Annotated in this window: 17 protein-coding genes; 11 read left to right on the top strand and 6 right to left on the bottom strand. The window is 70.5% G+C overall.

What is annotated here, in order from left to right; translation table 11 throughout:
- Positions 1 to 46: 46 nt before the first annotated feature.
- The gene (locus tag VS93_RS19100) at positions 47 to 622 is read right to left on the bottom strand and encodes a GNAT family N-acetyltransferase (RefSeq protein WP_046471271.1); all 576 of its coding nucleotides are present in this window, start codon (positions 620 to 622) and stop codon (positions 47 to 49) included.
- A gap of 208 nt (positions 623 to 830) precedes the next feature.
- Between VS93_RS19100 and VS93_RS19090 the strand changes: the two genes are divergently transcribed.
- The 9 genes from VS93_RS19090 to VS93_RS19050 all read left to right on the top strand — a co-directional run bounded on the left by VS93_RS19090 (position 831) and on the right by VS93_RS19050 (position 11,387).
- Positions 831 to 1,214, top strand: a complete 384-nt coding sequence (locus VS93_RS19090) for a phage holin family protein (protein WP_046471269.1) — start codon at positions 831 to 833, stop codon at positions 1,212 to 1,214.
- 391 nt (positions 1,215 to 1,605) lie between these two features.
- Positions 1,606 to 2,583: a 4-hydroxy-tetrahydrodipicolinate synthase gene (dapA, locus tag VS93_RS19085; protein WP_046471268.1), complete on the top strand. Its 978-nt coding sequence runs from the start codon at positions 1,606 to 1,608 to the stop codon at positions 2,581 to 2,583.
- Positions 2,580 to 4,265 (top strand): ribonuclease J, encoded by a 1,686-nt coding sequence (locus VS93_RS19080; RefSeq protein WP_046471267.1) that lies wholly within the window; start codon positions 2,580 to 2,582, stop codon positions 4,263 to 4,265. Before dapA ends, VS93_RS19080 begins: the two co-directional genes overlap by 4 nt.
- Before the next feature lie 69 nt (positions 4,266 to 4,334).
- A complete protein-coding gene (locus VS93_RS19075) occupies positions 4,335 to 6,821 on the top strand; it encodes a DNA translocase FtsK (protein ID WP_046471266.1) in 2,487 nt (828 codons plus the stop codon).
- A 278-nt stretch (positions 6,822 to 7,099) separates the two neighbouring features.
- Positions 7,100 to 7,996, top strand: a complete 897-nt coding sequence (locus VS93_RS19070) for a helix-turn-helix domain-containing protein (protein WP_046471265.1) — start codon at positions 7,100 to 7,102, stop codon at positions 7,994 to 7,996.
- A 317-nt stretch (positions 7,997 to 8,313) separates the two neighbouring features.
- Positions 8,314 to 9,789, top strand: coding sequence for a 30S ribosomal protein S12 methylthiotransferase RimO (gene rimO, locus VS93_RS19065; protein ID WP_046471264.1), 1,476 nt, complete (start codon positions 8,314 to 8,316; stop codon positions 9,787 to 9,789).
- Complete coding sequence (gene pgsA, locus VS93_RS19060) at positions 9,786 to 10,385, top strand: CDP-diacylglycerol--glycerol-3-phosphate 3-phosphatidyltransferase (RefSeq protein WP_046471263.1); 600 nt, start codon at positions 9,786 to 9,788, stop codon at positions 10,383 to 10,385. Before rimO ends, pgsA begins: the two co-directional genes overlap by 4 nt.
- Positions 10,382 to 10,870, top strand: a complete 489-nt coding sequence (locus VS93_RS19055) for a CinA family protein (RefSeq protein WP_046471262.1) — start codon at positions 10,382 to 10,384, stop codon at positions 10,868 to 10,870. Before pgsA ends, VS93_RS19055 begins: the two co-directional genes overlap by 4 nt.
- A 157-nt stretch (positions 10,871 to 11,027) precedes the next feature.
- Positions 11,028 to 11,387, top strand: a complete 360-nt coding sequence (locus tag VS93_RS19050; RefSeq protein ID WP_046471261.1) for a helix-turn-helix domain-containing protein — start codon at positions 11,028 to 11,030, stop codon at positions 11,385 to 11,387.
- A gap of 120 nt (positions 11,388 to 11,507) precedes the next feature.
- Here the strand turns inward: VS93_RS19050 and VS93_RS19045 are convergent, their stop codons facing one another.
- The 5 genes from VS93_RS19045 to VS93_RS19025 form a co-directional block, all read right to left on the bottom strand.
- Complete coding sequence (locus VS93_RS19045; protein WP_046471260.1) at positions 11,508 to 11,960, bottom strand: RrF2 family transcriptional regulator; 453 nt, start codon at positions 11,958 to 11,960, stop codon at positions 11,508 to 11,510.
- 190 nt (positions 11,961 to 12,150) lie between these two features.
- On the bottom strand, positions 12,151 to 13,605 hold the full coding sequence (locus VS93_RS19040) for a glycoside hydrolase family 3 N-terminal domain-containing protein (RefSeq protein WP_046471259.1): 1,455 nt from the start codon (positions 13,603 to 13,605) through the stop codon (positions 12,151 to 12,153).
- A 139-nt stretch (positions 13,606 to 13,744) separates the two neighbouring features.
- Entirely contained in the window at positions 13,745 to 14,668 is a 924-nt protein-coding gene (locus tag VS93_RS19035; RefSeq protein WP_046471258.1) for a carbohydrate ABC transporter permease, read from the bottom strand.
- Positions 14,665 to 15,651, bottom strand: a complete 987-nt coding sequence (locus VS93_RS19030; protein WP_046471257.1) for a carbohydrate ABC transporter permease — start codon at positions 15,649 to 15,651, stop codon at positions 14,665 to 14,667. The genes VS93_RS19035 and VS93_RS19030 overlap by 4 nt, the downstream gene beginning before the upstream one ends.
- 90 nt (positions 15,652 to 15,741) lie before the next feature.
- Entirely contained in the window at positions 15,742 to 17,013 is a 1,272-nt protein-coding gene (locus tag VS93_RS19025; protein WP_046471256.1) for an extracellular solute-binding protein, read from the bottom strand.
- Between the two features lie 263 nt (positions 17,014 to 17,276).
- Here VS93_RS19025 and VS93_RS19020 point away from each other — a divergent pair, with 263 nt between their 5' ends.
- Positions 17,277 to 18,497 carry an ROK family transcriptional regulator gene (locus VS93_RS19020; RefSeq protein ID WP_046471255.1) on the top strand — a complete coding sequence of 407 codons (1,221 nt, stop codon included), beginning with the start codon at positions 17,277 to 17,279 and terminating at the stop codon, positions 18,495 to 18,497.
- A gap of 303 nt (positions 18,498 to 18,800) precedes the next feature.
- Positions 18,801 to 21,615, top strand: a 2,815-nt coding sequence (locus tag VS93_RS32610) for a serine/threonine-protein kinase (protein WP_156184923.1), incomplete at its 3' end; no start/stop codon positions are given.

The raw sequence follows: 21,615 nt of genomic DNA, 5'->3' as shown, positions 1-21,615 counted from the left end.
GGATCCGGCGCGTCCGGCTCGCCGGGCCGCCCCGCGGCGGGGCGCCTCAGGCCTGCTGCTCGCTGATCGCCGCGTGGAACCGGAGCATCGGGATCCGCACACCCACGTCCAGCTCGCGCCGGGCACCGTCGGGGCGCCAGCCGGCGGCCTCGATGAACCTCCGAAGCGGGTTCGGCTCCTCCAGGGTCCACACGTGGAGCGAGCGGAACCTGTCGTCGACGAGATGGTCCACGGCCGCGTTGAGCAGCCGGCTGCCGTGCCCGAGCCGGGTGTGGTCAGGGTGCACGTGCAGCGCGTAGAGCTCCGCGTCGGTCGCCGGCCAGAGGTCGGGGTCACCGGCCGGACCGAACGCCGTGAACCCGACGACCTCGCGCTGCTCGGTGGACACCAGGAGCCGGTGCCAGGACGTGGGCGGGCTCTCCAGGGAGCCGCGCCACTGCTCGCGGAACCGCTCTCCGGCCTCGTCGCCCGCCAGCTCCTCCATCACCTCGGCGGGCAGCATCGGCGCGTACATGGCCCGCCACGCCGCGACCTGGATGGCCACGATGGCGTCGACGTCCTCGCGCCGGGCGGATCGGACGAATCGCTGACCGGGCGCCGGAGCTGACGCAGACGCTGACACAGTGTGCTCTCATCCAGGGTCGGGTACCCGCTGCCGGTAGGAATCGTCGCAGCCCGCCGGCACCAGGCCAAACGGCGGGACGCCGGAACGGCGCCGCGGCCGCCCCTTAGAGCGTTCCCCCGCGCCGCCCTCCCTGAAAACCCTGGTGCTCCCCCCATCTGGAACCGTGCTGGTTTCCGCATGTGGGAGTCCGTGGGAGCATCGGGGCGTGAGCATCATCATCCGAATAATCGTGAACGCGATCGCCCTCTGGGCAGCGGTGTTCCTGATCCAGGGGATCAACGTCACCGCGGGGACGGCGAGTGAGCAGATCCTCGTCTACCTGGCGGTCGGGGCCATCTTCGGTGTGGTCAACGCCGTCATCAAGCCGATCGTCAAGACCGTGGGCTGCGCCTTCTACGTCCTCACCCTGGGGCTGATCGCCCTGGTCGTGAACGCCCTGCTGCTCATGCTCACCGCGTGGGCGGCCGAGCAGATCGGCCTCGCCTTCACCATCGACGGCTTCTGGCCGGCCTTCTGGGGCGCGATCGTCGTAGCGGTGGTGAGCTGGCTGCTCAGCCTGTTCCTGCCGGACGGAGGGGAGAGGGACTGACCTGGGCCGCCCCGCCGACGTTGCGGGTGGCCCGCGCGGCTCCGGTGCGGGCCACCCGCTGTTTCCGGGAACCCGGTACGGAACAGAGAGCGGGCGAGGGGTGACCGGTGACACGCCGGTGGTCCCCTCAACGGCCCGAACGTCCGTAAAATCCAGTTCGACCGGCTCAGGTGGCGTCGAGCGGGCTCCGGGCGCGATACGTTTTCCCTGTGACTCCTCCCCCTCCTGCGGGGAGGGGGCGTCTCGCCTCCTCAGGCGGGGGGCGATGAACGATCCCTGCCCGGTGCCCGAGGGCACGCGACGTTCACACGGTCCATTGAGAGGAGGAAAGGCAGGACAGGGAAAACCTTCCCCCCGTCGACCGCACGCCGACGGTACTGCCTGGAACGCGATGGTAGGCAGCACTTCACCGAACGCGCCCTTCGGCCAGATGTTGACCGCGATGGTCACTCCGATGCAGGAAGACGGGGACGTCGACTACGACGGCGCCGCCCGGCTCGCCACCTACCTGGTCGACGAGCAGCGCAATGACGGCCTCATCATTAGCGGTACCACGGGCGAGTCGCCCACCACGAGCGACGGCGAGAAGGACCGGCTGCTGCGCGCCGTCCTGGAAGCCGTCGGCGACCGCGCCACCGTCGTCGCCGGCGTCGGCACCAACGACACCCGGCACAGCATCGAGCTCGCCGAAGCCGCCCAGCGAGCCGGTGCGCACGGGCTGCTCACCGTGACGCCCTACTACAACAAGCCGCCCCAAGAGGGGCTGATCCGGCATTTCCAGGCCATCGCCGACGCCACCGAACTGCCGGTGATGCTCTACGACATCCCCGGCCGCACCGGTGTGCCGATCGCCTCGGAGACACTGGTCCGGCTGGCCGAGCACTCGCGCATCGTCGCGAACAAGGACGCCAAGGACGACCTCGGCGCCAGCTCGTGGGTCATGGAACGCACCGACCTCGCCTACTACTGCGGCTCCGACATCCTCAACCTGCCGCTGCTGTCGGTCGGCGCGGTCGGGTTCGTCAGTGTGGTCGGGCACATCGTCGGCGCCGACCTGCACGACATGATCGACGCCTACCGGTCCGGCGACGTCGACCGCGCCCTGGCCATCCACCGCCGCCTCACCCCGGTCTACACGGGTATCTTCCGCACCCAGGGTGTGATCACCACCAAGGCCGTGCTGAACATGTTCGGCCTGCCGGGCGGTTCGGTGCGGACACCGCTCGCCGACGCCTCCGGCGAGCTGCAGGCGCTGCTGCGCGAGGACCTCGCGGCGGCCGGAGTCAAGGGGCCGATCGGGCTCGCCCCGCACCAGGCGGTTCCGGCCAGCGCCGTGGGAGTCGAGCGTCTTACGGAAGGATCCGCATGAGTCACCCGCACCCCGAGCTGGGCCCGCCGCCGCCGCTCGGTGCCGGAGCACTGAGGGTGGTGGCTCTGGGCGGGCTCGGTGAGATCGGCCGGAACATGACCGTCTTCGAGTACGACGGTCGGCTGCTGATCATCGACTGCGGTGTGCTGTTTCCCGAGGAGGAGCAGCCCGGCGTGGACCTGATCCTGCCGGACTTCGACTACATCCGCGACCGGCTCGACGACGTCGAGGCCCTCGTGCTCACCCACGGCCACGAGGACCACATCGGCGCCGTGCCGTTCCTGCTGCGTGAGCGGCCCGACATCCCGCTCGTGGGGTCGCGCCTCACCCTGGCGCTGCTGACCGCCAAGCTGGGGGAGCACCGCATCAAGCCCGAGACCGTGCAGGTCTCCGAGGGGGAGCGGCATTCGTTCGGAATCTTCGACCTGGAGTTCCTCTCGGTCAACCACTCCATCCCGGACGCGTTGGCGATCGCCATCCGGACACCGGCCGGCACCCTGCTGCACACCGGCGACTTCAAGATGGACCAGCTGCCGCTCGACGGCCGCCTCACCGATCTGGCCGGATTCGCCCGGATCGGCGGCGAAGGGGTCGACCTGCTGCTGTCCGACTCCACCAACGCCGAGGTCCCCGGCTTCGTCACCAGCGAGCGCGACATCTCCGCGGTGGTCGACGACGTCTTCAGCCAGGCCGAGCAGCGCATCATCGTCGCCTGCTTCGCCTCGCACATCCACCGCGTGCAGCAGGTGCTCGACGCCGCGAAGGCGCACGGCCGCAAGGTCGCCTTCGTGGGGCGTTCGATGGTGCGCAACATGAACATCGCGCGCGACCTGGGCTACCTGACCGTCCCCGGCGACCTGCTCGTCGACGTCAAGGAGCTCGACGAGCTCGACTCGGGCGACGCCGTCCTGATCTCCACCGGGTCCCAGGGCGAGCCCATGTCGGCGCTGACCCGCATGGCCAACCGCGACCACCAGATCCGGATCGAGGAGGGGGACACCGTAGTGCTCGCCTCCTCGCTCATCCCCGGCAACGAGAACTCGGTGAACCGGGTGATCAACGGCCTCACCCGCTGGGGCGCCAAGGTCGTGCACAAGGGCAACGCGCTGGTCCACGTCTCGGGGCACGCGCCCGCGGGCGAGCTGATGTACGTGCTCAACATGGTCAAGCCGCGCAACGTCCTGCCGGTGCACGGCGAGTGGCGGCACATGCGCGCGCACGCGCACCTGGCCAGGCTCACCGGCGTGCCCGAGGACCGGGTCGTCATCGCTGAGGACGGCGTCGTCGTAGACCTCTACGAGAGTCGGGCGCGGGTCGTCGGCGCGGTTCCCGCGGGCTATGTCTACGTGGACGGCGCCTCGGTCGGGGACGTCACCGAGCCCGCGCTGAAGGACCGCCGGATCCTCGGCGAGGAGGGGTTCGTGTCCGTGGTCATCGCGGTGGACTCCACCTCGGGCAAGACGCTCGGGGAGCCCGAGATCCACACCCGCGGCGCGGGCATCGACGTCGAGGCCTACGACGAGGTGATCCCGAAGCTCCAGGAGTCGCTGGAACGGGCCGCGGCCGATGGCATCAACGACCCTGCGCAGTTGCGCCAGTTGGTGCGCAGGGGGGTCGGCCGTTGGGTCAACGAGACCTACCGGCGCCGCCCGATGATCGTCCCGGTGATCATCGAGGTCTGATCCGGGGGCGGGGCGACACGCCGGGCTGCGGCGTCGCTCGCGGTGGCCTCGCTTAGTAGGCTGCTCACCATGGCCACCCGTGCGCCCAGACCCCCTCAGCGTTCCGGTGGCGGAGCGTCCAAGAGTGGCGGTTCGGGCAAGAAGAAGTCGGCGACCCGCGGATCGTCCGGGTCGTCCTCCTCGCGTGCCCGGAAGGCTCCGCAGAAGAGCGCACCCGAGGGGCCTATCGCCCTTCTGGCCACCTGGATCGGGCAGGGCCTGCTGCTGGCCTGGAAGCTCCTCGCGCACACAGTGGGCGGTATCGCGCGGACCGTCGGGCGGAGCGCGCGCGACCTCGACCCCGACCTGCGCCGCGACGGTCTGGGCCTGGTCCTGCTCGCCCTTGGGCTGCTCATCGCGGCGGCGGTGTGGTGGGAGACCAGCGGCCCGCTGCCGGAGATCACCCGCACGGTCGTCGTGGGGACGTTCGGCACCTTCTCCCCGGTGCTGCCACTGGTGTTCCTGCCGTTCGCCTGGCGGCTCATGCGCACCCCCGGTAACGGGGAGACCGATGTCGGACGGCTGGCCATCGGTTCCACGGCACTGCTGGTCGGGTTGCTCGGACTGATTCACATCGGCCACGGCATCCCGTGGCCGGCCGAGGGGGAGGAGGCGATGCACCGTGCCGGCGGGCTGATCGGATTCGCCGCCTCCGGGCCGTTGAGCCTGCTCATCACCCCGTGGATCACCGGAGCGCTGCTCTGCATGCTCCTGGTGTTCGGCCTGCTGGTGGTCACGGCCACCCCGATCTACCGCATCCCGGAGCGCCTCCGCGGGCTGTTCGGCGAGCTGATGCGGCCCGAGGACGGCCCCGACTCCGGCGTGGACATCTTCGACGGCGACAAGGGCCCGAAGCGCAAGCGCACCGCGCGGCCGAAGAAGAGCGCGGACGCGAGCGGCGAGGCCGAGACCGTCGCCGGGAGCAACGAGCGGCCCTACGACTCCCCGGTCGTCGCCGCGACCGAGGAGAAGGTCAAGCCGTCTCCCCCGCCGGAGCCGACCTCCGCCCCGGAGAGCGCGGAGCAGCTGTCGATCCCCACGCGCGTCGTCGACGGGGACTACGAACTGCCCCCGCCGCAGACGCTCAAGCCCGGAAGCCCTCCCAAGGCCCGCACCAAGGCCAACGACGCCGTGGTGGAGGCCCTCACCGGGGTGATGGAGCAGTTCAACATCGACGCCGAGATCACCGGCTTCACCCGCGGGCCCACCGTCACCCGCTATGAGATCGAACTCGGCCCGGCGGTCAAGGTCGAGAAGGTCACCGCGCTGTCCAAGAACATCTCGCTCGCGGTGAAGAGCGCGGACGTCCGGATCCAGTCGCCGATCCCCGGCAAGTCGGCCATCGGGGTGGAGATCCCCAACACCGACAAGGACATCGTCAGCCTCGGCGACGTCATGAGGTCCACATCGGCAACCTCCGACGACCACCCGATGCTCGTGGGGCTCGGCAAGGACATCGAGGGCTCCACAGTGGTGGCCAACCTCGCCAAGATGCCGCACGTGCTCGTCGCCGGGGCCACCGGCGCGGGCAAGTCCACCTGCATCAACGGGTTCATCACCTCGATCATGATGCGAGCCACCCCCGACGAGGTGCGGCTCGTCCTGGTCGACCCCAAGCGGGTCGAGCTGAACATGTACGAGGGGATCCCGCACCTGATCACCCCGATCATCACCAGCCCGAAGAAGGCCGCCGACGCCCTGCAGTGGGTCGTGGGCGAGATGGACCGCCGCTACGACGATCTCGCCGCCTCCGGATACCGGCACATCGACGACTTCAACGCCGCCGTGCGCACGGGGGAGCTCACGGCCCCGCCGGGAAGCGAGCGCGAGTACGAGCCCTACCCCTATCTGCTCGTCATCGTCGACGAGCTGGCGGACTTGATGATGGTCGCGCCGCGCGACGTGGAGGACGCCATCGTCCGCATCACCCAGCTGGCCCGGGCGGCCGGAATCCACCTGGTCCTGGCCACCCAGCGGCCCAGCGTCGACGTCGTCACGGGGCTGATCAAGGCGAACGTGCCCTCACGGCTGGCGTTCGCCACCTCCAGTCTCTCCGACAGCCGGGTCATCCTGGACCAGCCGGGCGCCGAGAAGCTGGTGGGCAAGGGCGACGCGCTGTTCCTGCCCATGGGCGCGGCCAAGCCCATCCGGCTGCAGAACGCCTGGGTCACCGAGAAGGAGATCCGGGGGATCGTCGACCACTGCAAGAAGCAGGCCGAGCCCAGCTACCGCGACGATGTCGGTACCGTCGAGGCCAAGAAGAAGGAGATCGACGAGGAAGTCGGCGATGACCTCGAACTGCTGACTCAGGCCATCGAACTGGTGGTCACCACCCAGTTCGGCTCCACGTCGATGCTGCAGCGCAAGCTGCGGGTGGGATTCGCCAAGGCCGGAAGGCTCATGGATCTCATGGAGAGCCGGGACGTGGTCGGGCCGAGCGAGGGTTCCAAAGCGCGCGATGTCCTGGTCAAACCGGACGATCTGCCGGGCGTGCTCGTGGAGCTGCGCGGCGGATAGCCTGCGCGTCAGCCCCGTTCGGTGTTCCGGAGACGCCGGGGAGCCGACCGCGGCGGCGACGTCCTTTTACCGCCCCCCTGGGGAATTGCTGCCTGGTTGACCGACTTTTAACACGTTGATCGGGTGTGTCACCGTGCTGTGACTCCTCGTGACCGGCAGAGTGGTGGTGGACATGCTTAGCGGTTTATGCAGGAGCGTCACTAGAGCGGGGCGCGCAGGACGTCCCTGCTTCGGACGGCTCCGCGGGGTGGGCACGCCTCGCGAAGGGGGGAACGGGTATGACAACGATCGGTCAGACCCTGGCCGCCGCCCGGGAACAGACCGGTTACACGCTCGCGGAGGTGAGCGAGCGCACCTGTATCCGGCGGAGCATTCTCGCAGCGTTGGAGCGCGATGAGTTCGCCCCCTGCGGGGGCGACTTCTACGCCCGCGGGCACATCCGCGCCGTATGCAAGGAGCTCGGCCTCGATTCGGGGCCGTTGCTGGAGCAGTACGACAACAGGCACGCCGAGGCACCCCCTATGCCCCTGGCCGCGAAGAGGGAAGCAGGGGCGCAGGAGACGGCGGCCGAGCCCGAGGCGGATCCCGCCGAGTCCGTCGCGGCCATCGGCGGCGGGGAGACCCCGGAGCCGTCCGAGGCCACGGCGGAGGACGAACGGGAGAGCCCCTCCGTCGGTGCCGGAGCCCGGCGCCGGGTCTGGCCGTTCTTCGTGGCCGCGGCCATCATTGTGGCCGGGGTCGTCGCGGGGGTCCAGGCCTGGCCGGAGAGCGAGCCCGAGGACCGCGGGAGCGTGCCGGCGGGCGAGGAGAGCACGAGCGGTCCCGTTCCGGAAGCGCCCGGCAACGACCGGTCGGAGGCGCGGCCGGCGGACGACACACCGGACTCACCGCAGGCCACACAGCAGCTCCACGACCCCCAGGAGGTGCACGTCAAGCTGCGCGCGCAGGATCGCCTGTGGATCCGCGTCACCGACGCCGACGGCGGCGACGTGTTCACCGGTGTCCTCACGGACGGTACCCATAAGGACTGGAGCCATCCCGAGGAGCTGCGGATGCATCTCGGCAATGCGGGCGCCGCCCGGGTCGAGGTCAACGGCGAGAACCTGGGCACCGCCGGAGCGAGCGGCGAGGTGGCGAACCTGGTCTTCGACAGCGACGGCATGCAGAGCAGGTAGGGGCGGCGGGCGCGTTCGGCGGAGCGCGGGCGGACAGGGCGTGCCGCGGACCGGTCGCCGGCGCGGCGGGACGCGGGCTCGCACCACGGCGGGGGCTCCGGCGCTTGATAGGCTCGCACCATCCGTGAAGGTTCAGCGAACAGGCTGCGGGAGGCGCGGCCGTCCAGCCGGACGGCCTCCGACCGGCGGACCGGTCCGCGAAGCGCCGATCATCTCCTCCGGCCGGGACAGAGCCGGGGCGATACGGTCGCGGAACATGTCACCCTGGTGATCAGGGTGCACCTTCACACCCGTGTCTCCGCCTAACTTTGGAAGCCATGTCATCGCGCCGTACGGTTTCGCTCGTCACCCTGGGGTGCGCGCGGAACGAGGTTGACTCTGAAGAACTCGCCGGACGTCTGGCGGCCGGCGGTTGGGAGTTGGTCGACCCCGAAAACGGCGAAAAGGCCGACGTCGTCCTCGTGAACACCTGCGGGTTCATCGAACCCGCCAAGCAGGAGTCCATTGACGCGCTGCTGAGCGCCGCTGACGGCGATACCAAGGTCGTGGCGGCCGGGTGCATGGCCGAGCGCTACGGTTCGGAGTTGGCCGAGGCCATGCCCGAGGCCCAGGTCGTCGGCTTCGACGACTACGCCGAGATCGGCGACCGGCTCGACGACGTTCTCCGGGGAGCCGCACTCACCCCGCACACTCCGCGCGACCGGCGGATCCTGCTGCCGATCTCCCCGGTGGAGCGGCCGGAGCGGCAGACGGCGCACGTCCCGGGACACGCCGAGTTCCAGCCGTCCCCCGCGCAGGAGGCCTCGCCCGCCGCCCTCCACCCGCAGCGGAGACGTCTCGTCTCCCAGGATTCGGTCTCGCGCAGGCGGCTCGCCGATGGGCCGGTGGCCAATCTCAAGATCGCGTCGGGCTGCGACCGCCGGTGCACCTTCTGCGCCATTCCCGCGTTCCGCGGCGCCTACATCTCCCGACGACCGGACGACCTCCTGCGCGAGGCCGAGTGGCTGGCCGGCCAGGGGGTGCGCGAACTCTTCCTGGTCAGCGAGAATTCCACGTCCTACGGTAAGGACCTCGGTGACCTGCGCGCTCTGGAGGCGCTGCTGCCGCGGCTCGCCGCCGTCGACGGCATCGAGCGGGTCCGCGTCAGCTATCTGCAGCCGGCCGAGACCCGCCCGGGGCTGATCGAGGTCGCGGCCGGCACGCCGGGTGTCGCCCCCTACTTCGATCTGTCCTTCCAGCACGCCAGCGGCCCGCTGCTGCGCCGGATGCGCCGTTTCGGCGACCGGGAGCGGTTCCTGGAGCTCTTGGCGGCCATCCGGCGCGCGGCGCCGCAGGCCGGTGTCCGTTCCAACTTCATCGTGGGCTTCCCGGGGGAGACCGAGGAGGACTTCGGCGAGCTCGTCTCCTTCCTCGAATCCGCCCGGCTCGACGCCATCGGCATCTTCGGCTACTCCGAGGAGGAGGGGACCGAGGCGGCCGGATTCGACGGAACGCTTCCGGATGAGATCATCGCTGAACGGGTCGACCGCCTCAATCGGCTGGCGGAGGAACTCATGGCGCAGCGCTCAGAGGAACGGGTGGGTTCCACCGTGGAGGTCCTCGTCGAAGCGGACCTCGGCGACGGCACATTCGAAGGCAGGGCGGAGCATCAGGCACCCGAGGTCGACGGCAGCACGGTGGTGCGCGGCTGTCCTGATCTGTCAGTGGGCGATATGGTGAGGGCGACCGTCACTGAGGCGCTGGGTGCCGACCTGGTCGCCGAAGCGGTAACCGAGCAACCGGATCAGCAATGAGCCCTCACGATTCCGCCGCGGTGCCGGCCCCCCAGCACATCCCGGTGTGGAACATCGCGAACATCCTCACGGTCAGCCGGCTCATCATGGTGCCGCTGTTCGTGGTGTTCATGTTCCTGGACCACCCCGGTTGGCGCTTCGCCGCGTTCGCCGTCTTCGTGCTGGCCGCCATCACCGACCATGTCGACGGGGAACTGGCCCGGCGGCGCAACCTCGTCACCGACTTCGGCAAGGTCGCCGACCCGATCGCCGACAAGGCCCTCACCGGCGCCGCGCTGGTGGTGCTCTCCCTGCTCGGGGAGCTGTGGTGGTGGGTCACCATCGCGATCCTGGTGCGCGAATGGGGCATCACGGCGCTGCGGTTCGCCGTCATCAAGTACGGCGTGATCCCGGCCAGCCGCGGCGGCAAGCTCAAAACGGTGCTGCAGATCGTCGCGATCAGCGTCTATCTTTTCCCGCTGCCCGATCCGCTGCACTTCATCGCGCATGCGCTCATGGCCGCGGCCCTGGCCGTCACCCTGTGGACCGGCGCCGACTACGTCGTCCAGGCGCTGAGGCTGCGCCGCTCCTCCGCCAGCGGCACCGCGGACTCATGACCGCGGAGGCCGCGGCCGCCGTGCATCGCGCCCTGGAGTCCCGCGCGGGTACGGTCGCGACCGCCGAGTCGCTCACCGGTGGTCTGATAGGCGCGGCCCTCACCGATATCGCGGGCGCGTCGGCCATCTACCGGGGCGGCGTGATCGCTTACGCCACCGATCTCAAGAACGGTCTGCTGGGCGTTCCGCGCGATGTGCTCGACAGGAACGGGGCGGTGCACCCGGAGGTCGCCCGAGCCATGGCACGCGGGGCCCGCGAACGCCTCGTGGCCACATTCGGACTAGCCGTCACCGGTGTGGCCGGTCCCGAACCGCAGGACGGTCGGCCGGTGGGAACCGTGTTCGCCGCGGTCGCCGCGCCCGCCCAGGTGGTCGAGGTCGCGGAGTTCCGTTTCCAGGGTGACCGCGGGTATATCCGCCGCTGCACTGTTGATGAGGCGTTGCGCCTGCTCGGTAAGGTAGTGGTCAAGAACACGTTCGGTTAGCGGAAATCCGGCCGTTCGAAGCTCGGTATCAAGGGAACAAATCGTTGCCAAGAGTGCGTTATCCCCGCAGCGAACAGCAAGCCATGAGGTGCGACGATCGAGCTTGGGACAGGTACGGTGTTTCTATGAAGGTCGCTACCGGCAGGAGGGAGCGCGAATGATGGTCCTGCTTCGTCACCTACTCGGTGACGTGCTACGGCAGCTTCGGCAGCGGCAGGGCCGCACCCTCCGCGAGGTGTCGGCCGAGGCCCGAGTGTCGCTGGGCTACCTGTCTGAGGTGGAGCGGGGACAGAAGGAGGCGTCTTCGGAGCTGCTCTCCTCGATCTGCACCGCCCTGGGCGTTCAGCTTTCCCAGGTACTGCGCGAGGTCGCCGATCAGTTGGCGCTCGCGGAACTGCAGGAGACCGCCCTACTCGGCGACGGCGTCCCGGCCGAATCCGTCAGCGGACCGGAGCGGATCGGTATCGATTCGGTACCGGATCGCGTTCCCGACGTCGTCGACATGGTCGGTGTCTAGCGCCGTCGCGCCGGGCACCTACTACCCGGTGTGAACGAACAGAGCGCGGGCGGTGGCCGCAGCCACCGCCCGCGCTCTGTGCTGTACCGCGGACCGTCCGGGCCGGACCCGGTGGGGGCGTCAGCTCGCCCAGGCGTCGGGGTCTTCGGCGAGGTGCCGGATGGTCTCGGGGAGCTTGTTCGTCGCGACGTGCTCCAGGGTGACGCTCTCCAAGATGGAGCGCTCACTGGCCCGCAGCGCTATCCAGACCTGCTGCAGACTGTTGGCGGCCCCTTCGTAGTCGACGTGCTCGGGCCGTTCGCCGCGCACGTTGGCGAGAGGCCCGTCTACGGCGCGGATGACGTCGGCCAGCGAGATCTCCCCGGCCGGCCGGGCCAGCCAGTAGCCGCCGACAGGCCCTCTCTGGCTGCGCACGAGGCCCGCGCGGCGCAGCTGGGTGAGGATGTTCTCCAGGAATTTTCCGGGGATGACCTGGGCACGCGCGAGTTGTTCGGCCGTAACCGGGCCGCCACTGGCGGCAGCGAGTTCGGCCGCGGCGCGCAACGCGTAATCGACCCGGGCAGAAAGGCGCATGCTGCGATTATGCCGTGAATCGAGGAGAGCTCGGGCCACTGGGGCGCTGATGCGGCGGTCCCGGGACCGCGGTGGTGCTCTGCAACATGTCTCCTACCGGGGAATCAGGACCGGAAGGGGCGCCGCGGCACCGGCCGGCGCGCGGACGCGCACGTCTTCCCGGACCGGCCCCTCCCAGTGTGGTCAATCCTCATCGTACCGACGTGCCGGCGGTGGCCTCGAGGAGTTCCGCGGCGCTCTGGGCATTGACGCGCGCCGCCCCATAGGTGCTGATGTAGGCGCGGCATGCCGGCCGCCAGACGGGCAGCCCCATCTCCACCACAACAGCGTCCGGGCGTGCCCGGCACAGCTCTTCGGTGAAGGCGCGCGTTGCCGGGTAGCGGTGGGCGTCGCGCACCACGACGACCACGCTGCCGCCCGCGACACGGGCCAGGACATCCGAGGGCCGGCTGCTCCGGGGGTCGACACGCTCGGTTCCGGGGAACCACGGCGCCAGTCCCCACGGGACGTCGCCCGCGGCCGTCCCCGGCGGGGTGTCCACCTCGATCACCGCGGGGCGGACCAGCGGCGGCAGGGTGCCGTCGAGCCGCACGGCGCGGCGGGCGCCCTCCAGCCCTATCGCCTGCACGTCCTCCGCCGCGGTCCGGTGCCGTCCCGACCATCGCCGCAGGGACGCCGTCCGTTCGGCGGCCTCCTCCAGCCGGTCGCCGGCCAGCCGGCCCTCGCGGACGGCCTCGGCGACGGCCGCGCGGATCGCGGCCACCCGGTCGGCGTAGACGAACCGTCCCAGGCAGAGCAGGTCGCAGCCGGCGGCCAGGGCCCGAACGGCGGCCTCGGCGATGCCGATGCCGCCGCTGACCCCGGTCATCTCCAGTGCGTCGGTGATGACCGCGCCGTCGAACCCGAGCTCGCGGCGGAGCAGCCGGTCCACGATGCCGGCGTTGAGCGTGGCCGGACCGGTTATGCCGAGGCCGGGGAGTTCGATGTGCGCCGTCAGTACGCTGCGCACCCCGGCGTCGATGGCGGCCCGGAACGGCAGAAGCTCACGCCGCAGCAGCAGGTCGCGGTCGGCCTCGACAACGGGGAGTTCGTCATGGGAGTCCTGGCGGGTGGCGCCGTGCCCGGGAAAATGCTTGGCGCACGCGGCTATTCCGCTCTCCTGCAGCCCGGTGACCGCCGCGGCGGCGTGCCGGGCGACGAGCGCCGCGTCGGAGCCGAACGCGCGGGTGCCGATGATGGGGTTGGCGGCGACGGCGTTCACGTCGACGGCCGGAGCGAGGTTCAGCGTGCAGCCGAGGTCCCGCAGTTCCGCGCCGAGGGAGCGGTGCACCGCGCGGGTGAGTTCGGGGTCGTCGATGGCGCCGAGCGCGGCGTTGCCCGGGTAGTCGCTGCCGCTTCCCTGGCCGATACGCGTGACGTCGCCTCCTTCCTCGTCCAGCGCGATCAATGGGGCGTCGGCGGCCTCCGCCAGCCGCCGGTTCAATCGGGTGACCTGGTCCGGGTCGCCGATGTTGTTGTGGAACAGGCAGACTCCGGCGATACCGTCCGCCAGGCCGTCAAGGATCCAGCGCGGGGCCTCGTAGGACTCGAACGGCACCAGGAGGGCGGCGTTGGCAAGGCGATCCAGGGTCGGGTCTGCGGGCATCACGGTCTCCGTTCAAAGCGGTGGAACGATCGGGACGGGTCCTCCTCAAGCGGCGGTACCGGGGGAGGCGCCCGGCTGCGGTCCCGGGGGTGCCCCGCCTGTCCGGGCGACGCCGTCGGCGGCCAGGGGCTGAGGCGGTTCAACCCTTGACCGCGCCCATGGTGAGGCCGGCGACCATACGGCGCTGGACGAACAGGAAGAAGATCATTACCGGGATGGTGAGGAGCGTGGAGGCGGCCATGATGGCGCCCCATTCGGTCCCGAAGCGGCCGAAGTAGTAGGAGAGGGTCAGCGGCAGCGTGTAGTTCTCGGTGCTGCGGCCGAGGAAGGTCAGGGCGACGATGAACTCGTTCCACGCCGTGATGAAGGCGAAGATGCTGGCCGCCACCAGGCCCGGTGCCACCAGCGGCATCAGGATCTGCCAGAAGACTGTCCAGTTGCCCGCGCCGTCGATGGCCGCGGCCTCCTCCAGTTCCCTGGGAACAGCGGCGACGAAGCCGCGCAGCATCATGATGGTGATCGGCAGCGCGACGGCGGTGTAGACGATCACGATGCCGGTGAGGTTGCCGAGCAGTTGTACGCCGCTGACGTCCTGGAGGTGCCGGAAGTTGATGAAGATGGAGATGATCATCGCCTCCATCGGCACCATCTGGATCAGCATGAGCAACAGGATGAGGCCGGTGCGGAGCCGGAACCTGAACCGGGCGATGGCGACGGCGGCCAGCAGCGACATCACGGCCGCCACGGCCACCGAGCCCAGCGTGACGAACAGGCTGTTGGCGAGGAACTGCCAGAAGTTCACCCCGGGGATGAGCTGACCGTTGACGACCCGGTCGAAGTGGTCGAGGGTGGGGGCGCCGGGAAGGAGCCGGGGTTGTCGGGCGAAGATCTCACTGACCGGTTTGAGCGCCGTGCTGACCATCCAGTAGACGGGGAAGACGGCGAACACCAGGACGGCGGTCCCCGCCGCGTACAGTCCGGTCCGGCGGAGCCCCCGGGACAGGCGCCGCCTGGTGCCGCCGGTCCGGGGCGTTCCGGTCCGTCGCGGTGCTGCGGTGCTCATCGTGTCTCCCCCTGGCGGATCATGATGCGCAGGTAGTAGGCGCTGACAGCGAGGATCATGGCGGTCATGACCACCGCGATCGCCGAGCCCATGCCGTAGTTGGGCGGGCTGGCCGAGAACCCCTGCTGGTAGATGTAGTACGAGAGCAGGTAGACCGATGTGTTCTGGAAGCCGTTCGCCAGGATGTAGAGCTGGGTGAACACCCGCAGGTCCCAGATGATCTGCAGCACGAGCAGCAGCGAGAACAGCGGGCGGAGCATGGGGAAGGTGATGCTCCAGAAGGACCGCCAGGCGCCGGCGCCGTCGACCCGGGCCGCCTCGTAGAGCTCCCCGGGGACGCTCTTCAGGCCGGCCAGTACGGAGACCGCGACGAACGGGAACGACTGCCAGACGATCACCAGGATGAGCACGGTGAACAGGGAGAGCGGCTCCAGGAACCAGCTGTAGTCCAGCCACCCGCTGCCCACCAGCCAGTCGGGCATCCCGTCCAGCAGGACGTTGGCCAGGCCGCGCTCCGGCAGGAACAGCCAGCGGAAGATCAGCGAGGCGCTGATCGCGGGGGTGGCCCAGGCCAGCATCATCCCGACGGCGACGATGGTGGAGAACCACTTGGGGAGCTTGTGCAGCAGCAGGCCGACCAGCGTCCCGAGCACCATCGTGATGCCCACCATGAGCGCGCACACGGCGACCGTGTTCCGCAGGACGTGCCAGAAGAAGGGGTCGCTGAGCAGGTGGGTGTAGTGAGCGAAACCGTTCCACCCCGGCGCCGGGCCGGCGGGCAGCAGATGCCGGGTGCTGTAGGCGTGCAGCGAGTTCCACACCATCTGGCCGACAGGCCACAGCAGGACCACGGCGAGCAGCAGCAGGGTCGGCGCGATGAGCAGGTAGGGCGTGGGCTTCCGGCGGCGGGGAGGGGAGCGGTCCGGGCCGGGCTCCGGCCGAGGCCTGTCCTCCGCCCGCACCGCCTCAGCGGTCTGTGCCATGGCTGGGTCTTCCCGTTCGCGGTGGTGGCGAGGCGTCCGGAGGCGAGAGGGGCACGCCTCCGGACGCCTCCGGCACGGCGGAGCGGAGGTCTACTCGATCGGCTCGTTGAGCGTCTCGGTCAGCTGGTCGTTGGCCTCCTCCAGAGCCTGGTCCACGTCAGTGCCCCGGGTGATCTCCAGGACCGCGCTGGGCAGGATCTTCTTGTCCTGGTCGGCGGCGTTCCAGTTGGGGGTGGCCGGGAAGAAGGAGGTGTTCTTCATCTGCTCGGCGGCGGCCGCTTTGAACGGGTCCTCCCGGTACTCCGGGGCGTCGAGGAGTTCGGGGTAGGCGGGAAAGAAGCCGGCCGCGTCGGCGTACTCCTGGCCGCCCTCCTTGTCCGCCATCGTCGTGAGCAGGTCGAAGGCGAGATCAGGGGTCTCCGTCGTGGAGAAGAGCGCCAGCGCGGAACCCCCGGCGAAGGCCGGGGCGGTTCCCTCGGCGCCGGGGATCGGCGCAGCCTCGATGTCGTCGAGGATGTCCGGGTCGTCGGCCTGCTCCTCCATGGAGCTCAGTGCCCAGCCGCCGTCGATGTACATGCCGAGCCGGCCGTTGGCCATATCGGCCAGCGGAGTCAACTCGGTTTCGCCGACATAGGCCTGAGGTGAGATCTCCTCGTCGACGGTGAGGTCGGCGTAGAACTCGATGGCCTCCTTGGTCGCGGGGTCGGTCAGCCGGCCCTCCCACTCGCCGCCGTCCTGCACGGCGATCTCGCCCCCGTTGCTCCAGATGAAACTGGCGATACCGTTGGTGAAGTCGGTCGGGGCGGCGAATCCCGGCACGTTCTGCTCCTCTTCGACGGCCTTGGCCACCTCGACGAGATCGTCCCAGGTCTTGGGGACGTCCGCGTCGAGGTCGTCGAGCCAGTCGGCGCGGTAGTACAGGGTGCGGACACCGGAGAACCACGGCACGGAGTACTGGACGCCTTCGTAGGCGCCGTAGTCGAGGGACTCCTGGTCCATGTCCGCGGCCTCGTCCCAGTCCGCGACGTAGTCGTCGATCTCCAGCAGGGCGCCCTGCACGGCCCAGTTGGCGGTCTGGTCGTTGCCGACCTCCAGTACATCGGGGGCGTCGCCGCCGGCGATCGCGTTGGTGATCGACTCCTGGGCGTCGTCCCACGGGATGAACTCCACGTCGACACCGGTTCCGGGGTGCTGCTCCTGGAACCGCGCCTCTATGCCGTCGAAGTACTCGACCAGCGCGTCCTCAGAGGTGCCCATGACCCAGACGGTCAGGCTGTCGGCGTCGTCGGCGCCGTTCCCACCGCCGCAGGCGGCGACCAGCAGCACGGCGGCCGAGGCGGCCGCGATCTTCGGGATTCTCATCCGTGTTCCTCCCTTCGCGCGCCGTCACGCTCGCGACGCCGGGTCGAAGCAGATGCCCCGAACATCTCCGTGGTCGGCGAGAACCGCAGCGCGGGTCGTTATCGGTGCCGAGATGTGCTGGGATAGCCCTGTGTTTTCGGTTCGCCCAGTTCGGCAGGACGGCCGGGCGCTTCGCCGAAGGGCTCCGGCGCGTCCTGCGTGCGGGGTGCTCGATAAACTAACAATAAAGTTTCCTAATAAATAGAGATGGGGGTGTCACGGTTATGTCTCGACGCCCGGGAACTCCTCAGCTGCTGCGGCAACTGAACGATCGTGCGGCGCTGGAGTTGCTCCTGTCGTCGGGGCCGCTGACGCGCACCCAACTCGGAGAGGCCACCGGGTTGTCCAAGGTGACCGCCTCCCAGCTGCTCGCGCGCCTGGAAGAGCGGGAGTTGGTGCATGTGGTCGGCAGCCAGGGCGGGGGCCGGGGGCCCAACGCGGCGCTGTACGCGGTGGTGCCCTCCAGCGCATACGTGGCGGCGCTGGACGTGAGCGCCACCGAGGTCACCGCGGCTGTGGCCGACGTCACCGGCCGCGTGGTGGGTGAGGTCTCGGTCGACCCGGCGGACTCGCCGGATCCGGTCGAGGTCGTACGCACCACGGTGATGAAGCTGGTGCAGAGCGCGGAGATACCGATCGAGCGTGTGCGGGCCTGTGTCATCGGTACCCCGGGCGTCGTGGACCCCCGGACCGGCGACATCCGGTTCTCCTTCGACCTGCCCGCCTGGCACGAGGGGGTGCTGGAGTCGCTGCGGGCCGAACTCCAGCGGTCGGTCACGATCGAGAACGACGTCAACCTGGCCGCTCTCGCCGAGCACGCCGAAGGCGCGGCCCAAGGGGTCTCGGACTTCGCGCTGATGTGGCTCGGCGGCGGTGTCGGCATGGCGATCATGCTCGACGACCGGATCCGCAGAGGCCGCTCCGGCGGAGCGGGCGAGATCGGGTACCTGCCGGTGCCGGGGGCGCCCTTACCCGGGGACGTCGGGCTCCCCGGCGGGTACGAGGAACTGCACACCGCCTACGGCACCCCGTCGCTGGCCCACGGTTTCCAGGCCCTGGTCGGGGCGCGGGAGGTCGCCCACCTCGCCGCCGCACACGGATTCCACGCCGGAACCGTCGCCTCCGCCATCGCCGCCGCGCGTGGAGCGGGCGCGGACGGTGAGGCGTTCCTCGACGAGCTCGCCCAGCGCATCGCCCGCGGTGTGGCCTCGGTGTGCGTCGTGCTCGACCCCGGCCTGGTGGTGCTGTGCGGCGAGGTGGCGCAGGCCGGCGGGGACGACCTCGCGCAGCGGGTCGCCCGGGCGGCCGAGCGTGTGGGCCCCAACGCTCCCGAGGTCAGTACCGGCACGGTCGGCGCACCCGTGCTGCGCGGCGCCCTCCTGTGGGCGCTGCAGCAGGCCCGCGAGGAGGTGTTCTCCTCGACCGTGTCGGCCACCCGCGGCTGAGAGGCCGCCGGCGTACGGCAGCGCCCGCCCGACGGTGGCCGACCGGCCCCCGCCGGGCGGGGCGCGCCTTCCGCGGCCGCGTGCGTGCGCGGCGCTGGTATGACCGGCCGGCCGAAAACGGCCGCGCCGCCGGAGAGCCCCGCTGAGACGCTCCCCACCGAAGGCGCATCGGCGCCGCGCGGGGAGAAGAGCCCACCAGGCCGAAACGCGCGGTTCCACCCGGTTCGGAACCCCGGCCTTCTTCGTTATAACGGTACCTAAACGCAAGCCCTCAACCCCCATCCCACAGGAGCTCCGGCGATCGTGACCGGCACCGACAACGCCTCTCTGGTCCCCCTCACCGTCGACGATCCGGCCGAGATCGGGGCGTTCCGCCTGATCGGCCGGCTCGGCGCGGGCGGTATGGGTGTCGTCTACTTCGGCCGGGACGCCTCCGGCCACCCGGCGGCCATCAAGATGATCCGCGGCGAATACGCCGCCGACCCCGGGTACCGGGCCCGCTTCGAGAAGGAGGTGCACCTCGCACAGCGGGTCCGGGGGCGCTGCATCGTCCCGCTGCTCGCCGCGGACACCGCCGCCGAATGGCCGTGGCTGGCGGCCGCCTACGCGGCCGGGCCGACCCTGCGCGGCTATGTCGCCGAGCTGGCACCGTTGCGGGGGAGCGCCCTGACGGCCTTCGCCGCCGGGTTCGCCGAGGCACTGGCGGCCATCCACCGCGAAGGCATCGTGCACCGCGATCTCAAACCCGAAAACGTCATCCTGTCCCCCGAAGGCCCCAAGGTCCTCGACTTCGGTATCGCCCAGGCCCTCGACGACGTGTCCATGACACGCACCGACATGGTCGTCGGCACTCCGGGGTGGATCAGCCCCGAACGCTACGACGGGGAGCGCGCCGGCCCGGCCTCGGACATGTTCTGCTGGGGCGGGCTCGTCGCCTACGCCGCCAGCGGCCGCCCGCCGTACGGCGCCGGCCCGATGGAGATGCTGCGCTACCGCACCATCAACGAGGAGCCCGACACCGCTGAAGGCGAACTGCCGCCGGCGCTGCACGATGTCGTGCGGCGTGCCCTGGACCGCTCGCCCGAGAACCGCCCCGCCGCCGCCGAGGCGTTCGCGGCCATCACCGGCGAGGCCGTCGCCGAGAAGGAAAGCGCCGAACACCTGACGCGAGCGGCGACCCGGCTCATCGACGCCGAGTGGACCCTCTCGGTCACCGACGACAGCACGCGGTTCCCCACCGGTCCACTGCGCGCCACCACCGCCCGCCGCCCGATCACCTTCGCCGGGCGCAGCGTCCACGCCGCCGCGGAACTGGCCCGGCTGTTCGACCGGCACGCCACGCGCGCCGAGAACTGGCTCTGCCGCGGCGGCGCGGGCAAGCTCCGCGACTGGCTCGACGACACGGGCGACACCGCGTTCGACCGCGACTACCTGTCAGGCGTCGACAGCCGCGAGCAGGCGGCCACCGCGATCACCGCCTTCATCGCAGCCCAGCTCCCGGACGAGCGGCCCCGCTACCGGGGGCGCGACGCCGGCATCGAAGGACTGCGCGAACTGGCCCGCGGCGGCGCAGAGGAGCACCAGATGCTCGCCGAGATCATCGTCAACGAGATCCCTCTCATCGCCGCGGGCCACCGCTGCTCCCACGAAGGATGCGCCGCCCGCTGCGCCCGGCTGGAACGGGTCGGCCACCGGGCCCGTTCGGTGATCGACGGCGCGCTGATCACCGCCTCCAAAGCGGGTTTCCGTCCGGCCCCCGCCGAACGCGACCGCGCTGTGGCGATCGCCGTCGAGGCCATCGACGACCCCGGCAGGAGAGCAACGGTCCGGGTGGTCCTGCAGGCATGGGCCGCGCTCATCCTCCCGTGGTGGCGCGCCCTCGCCTTCGACGCGCTGACGGTCGCCCCCGGCGGCGAGTCGCAGCAGCAACCGGTCGCCGCCCGGTTGCTCGCCCCGTTCGCCCGTTCCTCCGCGCTGCACGAATGGCGCCGGCTGCTCTCTCCCCGGACCTGGTTCCACCGGGCCTCCCCACGGATCCTCGTGCCCTCCTTCCTGTTCTGGGCCGTGGCCACCTTCGTACTCGTCCTCCCCTACTCGTTCGGAGAGGCCGGTATCGGCCACCCGGCGGCTCCCGGTGCGTCCCAGCAGGCCGCGGCACTGGCCCACCAGATGGAGCTGTGGCCCATCCACCTCGTGCTGGCACTGGCGCTGGCGCTGGCGCCGGAACGGTCGCGGCCGGGGACGTTCATGTTCGCGAGCGGTCTGGCCGCCCTGCTCAGCTACGCGCCCTTCCTGCTGGGCAACGCGCCCATGCTCGTCCCCGACCCCGTCCGGGAGCCGCTCATCAGCGGCATGGACTCCCTGGGGGAGGACGCCGCGATCCTCCTCCTCGGTGCGCTCCCCGCCGGCTTCGCGCTCTTCGTCTGGGTGCTCGTCGCGGTCAACAGGTCCCACCATCCGCCGCACAGCAGACCGCTGTTGCCCGGGCAGGGGCCGGCGGTACGCGCGGCGGCCGCGGTCCTCGGACTCAGCCTGGTCGTCTGGGGCGCCGTGTGGTCGCTGGCCGTCGTAACCGGGGCGCTCGTCATGGGGGCGCAGAATCCGCCCCCACTGGAGGACCTCCGGTCCGCGTACACGTTCGTGACATCGGTCCTGCCGCCGCTCTCACTGCTCATCGGGGTCGCGGCCTACACGCTCTGGGGGCGTTTCGGCGGCCACCTGCTCTGGGTGGCCGTGCTCGCGCTGACCCTGCTGATGGACCCCCTCTCGGAGATGGAGGGGCTGCCGGTTCCGGGAGCAGGGGAGTTCACGGCCGGGCTCCTGGAAGACGAGCCCGGCCGGACAGGGTGGACGGTGCTCCTCGTCCTCCTGCCCGGTGTCTACGTGTTCGGCACCTGGCTGAGCACGCGGCTCCGCTACCGCAGAACCCCCCCGCACACCACGGCCCCGCCTCCCCAGCCCGGCCACACCTACCCGTCCGCGGGTTACCCGCCCCCCGCACCGGGGTACGGGCCACCACCCGGTTACCACGGTCCCGGACACCCCGCACCCTCCCTCGGCGTTCCGGCCCCGGGCCCGCCGGTGACCGGGCCGCCGCCATCGTCTCCCACCCCGCCGG

Origin of the sequence: Allosalinactinospora lopnorensis (genome assembly GCF_000981225.1) — a bacterium.
GTDB classification, from domain to species: Bacteria; Actinomycetota; Actinomycetes; order Streptosporangiales; family Streptosporangiaceae; genus Allosalinactinospora; species Allosalinactinospora lopnorensis.
This window is presented reverse-complemented; position numbering and strand designations above follow the sequence as displayed.

What these genes read in the sequence shown, in the direction of transcription:
- VS93_RS19075 (WP_046471266.1), top strand. Translation starts at nt 4,335, where the DNA reads ATGGCCACCCGTGCGCCCAGACCCCCTCAGCGTTCCGGTGGCGGAGCG.
- pgsA (WP_046471263.1), top strand. Translation starts at nt 9,786, where the DNA reads ATGAGCCCTCACGATTCCGCCGCGGTGCCGGCCCCCCAGCACATCCCG.
- rimO (WP_046471264.1), top strand. Translation starts at nt 8,314, where the DNA reads ATGTCATCGCGCCGTACGGTTTCGCTCGTCACCCTGGGGTGCGCGCGG.
- VS93_RS19070 (WP_046471265.1), top strand. Translation starts at nt 7,100, where the DNA reads ATGACAACGATCGGTCAGACCCTGGCCGCCGCCCGGGAACAGACCGGT.
- VS93_RS19055 (WP_046471262.1), top strand. Translation starts at nt 10,382, where the DNA reads ATGACCGCGGAGGCCGCGGCCGCCGTGCATCGCGCCCTGGAGTCCCGC.
- VS93_RS19020 (WP_046471255.1), top strand. Translation starts at nt 17,277, where the DNA reads ATGTCTCGACGCCCGGGAACTCCTCAGCTGCTGCGGCAACTGAACGAT.
- VS93_RS19040 (WP_046471259.1), bottom strand. Translation starts at nt 13,605, where the DNA reads ATGCCCGCAGACCCGACCCTGGATCGCCTTGCCAACGCCGCCCTCCTG.
- VS93_RS19030 (WP_046471257.1), bottom strand. Translation starts at nt 15,651, where the DNA reads ATGGCACAGACCGCTGAGGCGGTGCGGGCGGAGGACAGGCCTCGGCCG.
- VS93_RS19080 (WP_046471267.1), top strand. Translation starts at nt 2,580, where the DNA reads ATGAGTCACCCGCACCCCGAGCTGGGCCCGCCGCCGCCGCTCGGTGCC.
- VS93_RS19035 (WP_046471258.1), bottom strand. Translation starts at nt 14,668, where the DNA reads ATGAGCACCGCAGCACCGCGACGGACCGGAACGCCCCGGACCGGCGGC.
- VS93_RS19050 (WP_046471261.1), top strand. Translation starts at nt 11,028, where the DNA reads ATGATGGTCCTGCTTCGTCACCTACTCGGTGACGTGCTACGGCAGCTT.
- VS93_RS19025 (WP_046471256.1), bottom strand. Translation starts at nt 17,013, where the DNA reads ATGAGAATCCCGAAGATCGCGGCCGCCTCGGCCGCCGTGCTGCTGGTC.
- VS93_RS19045 (WP_046471260.1), bottom strand. Translation starts at nt 11,960, where the DNA reads ATGCGCCTTTCTGCCCGGGTCGATTACGCGTTGCGCGCCGCGGCCGAA.
- dapA (WP_046471268.1), top strand. Translation starts at nt 1,606, where the DNA reads ATGGTAGGCAGCACTTCACCGAACGCGCCCTTCGGCCAGATGTTGACC.